Genomic DNA, 4,321 nt, shown 5'->3' with positions numbered 1-4,321 from the left:
GCCGCCGACGCGGCGGCGGGGGCGGCCCGGTTAGCCGCCGGCGCCGGCCGGCACGGCGCACCGCCCGGGAGACCGGCCGCCGCTCGGGCGACCGGGGGTGGGTCAGTTGCGGTTGATGGTGAACGTCGAGGTGGTGTTCTGGATGTCCACGGCGTTGTTGCTCAGGCGAAGGTTGTTGAAGGTGACCGAGCCGACGGCCGGACCCTGCCCCGCCTCCGGCATCTGGTTCGCCCAGATGCCGAAGCCGGACTTCGCGTCGTAGGCGTCACCGCTCTTGCGGGCGCCGCTGATCGAGACGTTGGTGAAGACCGTGTCGGTGATGGGGAACTGCGGCTGCCCCCCGACGTAGTTGGTCTGGAACATGATGCCGCTGTAGGTCGGATCGACGATGTCGACGTCGCTGACCCGGATGCCCTGGAACACCTTCGAGGCGGAGAAGACCCAGATCGCCGGGAAGGTCTGCGCGCCCCAGAAGTGTCCACCCGCCCGGACGATCGAGATGTTCTCGAACCGGGTGGGCGGGCTGGCGCCGAAGCCGTTCATCGGGTAGCCGAAGTCGAGCGAGCTGATGGTGATGCCGGAGTAGACCAGCGTGTCCGCGATGTAGATGTTGCGGAACGTGTTGCCGTAGCCGCCGTAGACCGCCACGCCGGCGGCCCGCCAGGTCAGGGTCGAGGTCAGGTTCTCGTAGACGTTGTCCTTCATGTCCGCGCCGCCCGCGTCGATCGCCGAGAAGAGCGCGAAGCTGTCGTCGCCGGTGGCCCGGGCGTCGTTGTTGCTGACCAGGTTGTTGGTGCTCCCGTTGGTCATGTTGATGCCGTCGGCGAACATGTTCCGGATCCGGGAGTTCCTGATCGTCATGTGGTCGGTGTTCGCGCCCCAGTAGAGGCAGACCATGTGCTCGTTCCAGATGTTGTCGATCACGATGTTCGACACGTTGGAGAAGTCGAACACCTTGCCCGGCCCGTCGATCCGCGAGGTGTAGTTGCCGAAGTAGGCGAAGTTCGCGAAGGACGACCCCGCCGCCGAGTTCTCGGCCCGGAAGCCGATGTCGGTGTTGTCCTGGCCGGAGGGCGCGTTGAACCGGGTGTACCAGGGTCCGGCGCCGGTCACCTTGACCGCCTTGCCGTACACCTGGAACTTCGACGCGGTGCTGTAGTTGCCGGCCGGCAGGTACACCCCGACGAGGTTGCCGGTGGTGTCCATCCGCACCCGGTCCAGGGCGTTCTGCACGTCGGAGTGACCGAAGCCGGTCGGCGTGACGTAGCGCGCCGGGTCCGGGTTGGCGATCGGGGCCACCTGCTCGGTGTTGATGAAGTCGATCGCGTACGTGGTCGTGTTGGTTGGGTCCTTCTGGAGGCGGATCCTGCTGCCCGCCGGCACGGTGCCGTTGAGCATGACGTTGGCCTCGTCGTAGATGTGCCGCGGTGCGCCCGCGCTCGGCGAGTTGCCCGGGCTGGCCTCGTTGCCGTAGAGCCAGGCGTACCGGGACGTCAGGTCGATGGCCTTGTGGAAGCTGCCGTTGACGTAGACGTTCAGCGTCGAGTTGATCCCGCCGCCGCCCGGGGCGTCCGGGATGGAGAAGCGGGTGACCAGGGTGTTGGTGCTGGCCCGGGTGGTCCACTCGACGTAGCTGCCGGTCGAGTTGAGGGTCACCGCCCGCCGGCCGGACGCCTCACCGGCGAGGTCGCCGACGGTCCGGTTCGGCCCGACGACGCTGGCGCCGCCACCGACCACGCCGTCCTCGGCCTCGTACATGTCGTACGGCATGTTGGCGCCGCGCCCCACGAAGAGCGCGCGGTCGCTGGTGTTGTTGGCCTGCTTGACCGGCAGCTCGTTGCCGTCGGCCGCGAGCACCACCCGGACGGTGTACTTGCCGTTGGCGGCGGTCCAGGTGCCCAGGTTGACCGGGCCGGCCGTGGCCCCGGCGTTGATCACGCCGGAGTAGGAGCCGGTCAGGGTACGGACGACGGTGCCCGCCTCGTTGAGCACGGTGAGCGTGATGCCGTGCGCGCCGGACGCGGAGGCGATGCTGCCGGCGTTGCGGACCGACACCGAGAAGGTGACCGTGTTGCCGGCCGCCGGGGTGCCCGGCGACCAGGCGACCGCGGCGGCGACCAGGTCGGAGCTGGCGACCGGGCTGACCACCAGCCGGCTCGGGTGGGTGTGGCTGTTGTTGGTGTCGTCCTGTTCGACGACGGCGTTCGACTCGTCGACCTTCGCGCTCAGCGGGTAGCTGCCCGCGTCCCGGGTGCCGATGTTGGCGGTGACCGTGGCCGAGGCGCCGGCCGCCAGGCCGCCGACCGGCGCGGTGCCCACCCGGTTGGTGCCGAGGTAGAAGTTGACGTTGGTGGCGCCGGAGGCCGCCGAGCCGGCGTTGCGGACGGTGGCGGAGAGCGTGACGGCGCTCGTCTCCACGGGCGCGGACGGGCTGAACGACATGCCGGTCACGGTCAGGTCCGGGTTCGGCGCCGGGGTGCCCATGATCTGGAACTCGGCGACCTGCCCGGCCGGGGCGCCGGTGTTCGAGGCGATCGAGAGCCGCACGTCGGCCGCCGCGCCGGAGACCGGGATGGTCACGGTGTTGCCGCTGGCCGGGCTGAAGCCGTAGTTCGCCGCACCGACCAGGGTGGTGAAGGTCGAGGAGCCCTGGTCCCGGCCGAGCACGGTGATGTTCTGGGTACGCGCTCCCCAGGCGGAGTCGGGGTTCAGCTTCAGCACGACCTGGCTGAGGCTGGCGTTGGCCCCGAGCTGCACGGTCAGCGTGCTCGGGTTGCCGTTGCCCTCCCAGTAGGTGGCCACGTCGTTGTCGTTGGCGTTGGTGGCCACGAACGTGTGCACGTGCCCGGAGGCGGTGATCGGCTTGCCGACCGCCAGGTTGCTGCCGACGGGCGGGTTGCCGGTGCCGGTCCGGGTCACGGTGTTGCTGTTCGCCGACTGGTTGCCGGCGGCGTCCCGGGCCCGGACGTGGTACGAGACCGTGGCCGTGGTCGGCTGGCTGTCGGTGTACGTCAGCGTGGAGCCGTTGACGCTGCCGCGCAGCGCGCCGTTGGCGTAGACGTCGTATCCGGTCACCCCGACGTTGTCCGTGGACGCCGACCAGGTCAGCCGGATCTGCCCGCTGACGGGCTGGGTGTACGCCAGGTTGCCGGGGACGCTGGGCGCCTGGGTGTCGGGGTTGCCGGCGGCGCCGTAGACCTCGACCTCGGAGAGTTGGGCGGCCGGCCAGCCGGTGTTGCCGGTGACCTGTACCCGCACGTACCGGGTGCTGGTCGCGGCGAAGCTGACGGTGACGGTGTTGCCGGTGGCCGGGTCGAAGGTGTGGCCGCCGGACGCCTTCAGGGTGGTGAACGACGAGCCGGTGGTGGAGCCGAGCACCGACAGCGTCTGGGTGCGGGTCTGCCACGCCGACGACGGCGGCAGCTTGAGCACCACCCGGTCGACGGTGACGGTGGCGCCGAGGTCGGCCTGGATCCACTGCGGGAACGCGTTGTTGGCGCTCTCCCAGTAGGTGTCGGCGTTGCCGTCGTTGGCGTTGCCCGCCACGTAGTCCTGGGTGTGGCTGCTGGCGGTCATGGTGGCCGAGAGCCCGGCGAGCAGGGCGGCGCGGGCGGCGGTCGCGACCGGGTCCGCCGGTGGTGCGGCGGCCGCCGGGGTCACGGCCGGGACGGCGGTGAGGAGCAGCCCGGCGAGCACGCCGGCGAGCAGCCGTCGGTGGGCCGGGCGGGTGGACCGGGGGGCGGGATCGGGCGCGCCGGTCGGCGCGGTGCCCTGTCTGGTGCCGAGTCTGGACATGGCGGTACCTACACCTCTTTCGGGGGTGGTGTGTGGGTGCGTTGCCCGGCGGCGGGCGCAGGGGTACGCCCGTCGTGCCGCGACAGGTGGGGGACGGTGCGGGACGGGGGCCGGGCCACACTGCGCCGGCCGACCGGACCGGAGGCCCCCGCCCGGGACGGGCGGGGGCCGCCGGGCTAGCTGGAGTAGACCTCGAACTCGCTGAGCTGACCGGCGGGCCAGCTGCTGTTGCCGGTGAACGTCAGCCGCAGGTACCGCTGGCTGGTCGCCGCGAGGGTCACGGTGACCGTGTTGCCGGTGGCCGGGTCGAAGGTGTAGCCGGCGGACGCCTTCAGGGTGGTGAACGACGAGCCGGTGGTGGAGCCGAGCACCGACAGCGTCTGGGTGCGGGTCTGCCACGCCGACGACGGCGGGAGCTTCAGCACGACCCGGGACACCGTCCGGCTGGTGCCCAGGTCCACCGTCAGCGACTGCGGGAAGGCGTTGTTGGCGCTCTCCCAGTAGGTGTTCGCGTTGCCGTCGACCG

The 4,321-nt window shown here is 70.9% G+C and carries 2 protein-coding genes; both read right to left on the bottom strand.

The window, feature by feature from the left end; genetic code table 11:
- Window positions 1-102: 102 nt before the first annotated feature.
- Window positions 103-3,795 (bottom strand): discoidin domain-containing protein, encoded by a 3,693-nt coding sequence (locus tag ACSNN9_RS27890; RefSeq protein WP_436676283.1) that lies wholly within the window; start codon window positions 3,793-3,795, stop codon window positions 103-105.
- A gap of 176 nt (window positions 3,796-3,971) precedes the next feature.
- Window positions 3,972-4,321: discoidin domain-containing protein (locus ACSNN9_RS27885; RefSeq protein ID WP_436676281.1), on the bottom strand; the 350-nt coding region annotated here is incomplete at its 5' end.

Source organism: Micromonospora sp. URMC 107, from assembly GCF_051386315.1.
In the GTDB taxonomy this organism is placed as follows: domain Bacteria; phylum Actinomycetota; class Actinomycetes; order Mycobacteriales; family Micromonosporaceae; genus Micromonospora.
Note: the sequence above shows the minus strand (reverse complement) of the source record. Positions and strands in the feature narration are given on the sequence as shown.

What these genes read in the sequence shown, in the direction of transcription:
- ACSNN9_RS27890 (WP_436676283.1), bottom strand. Translation starts at nt 3,795, where the DNA reads ATGTCCAGACTCGGCACCAGACAGGGCACCGCGCCGACCGGCGCGCCC.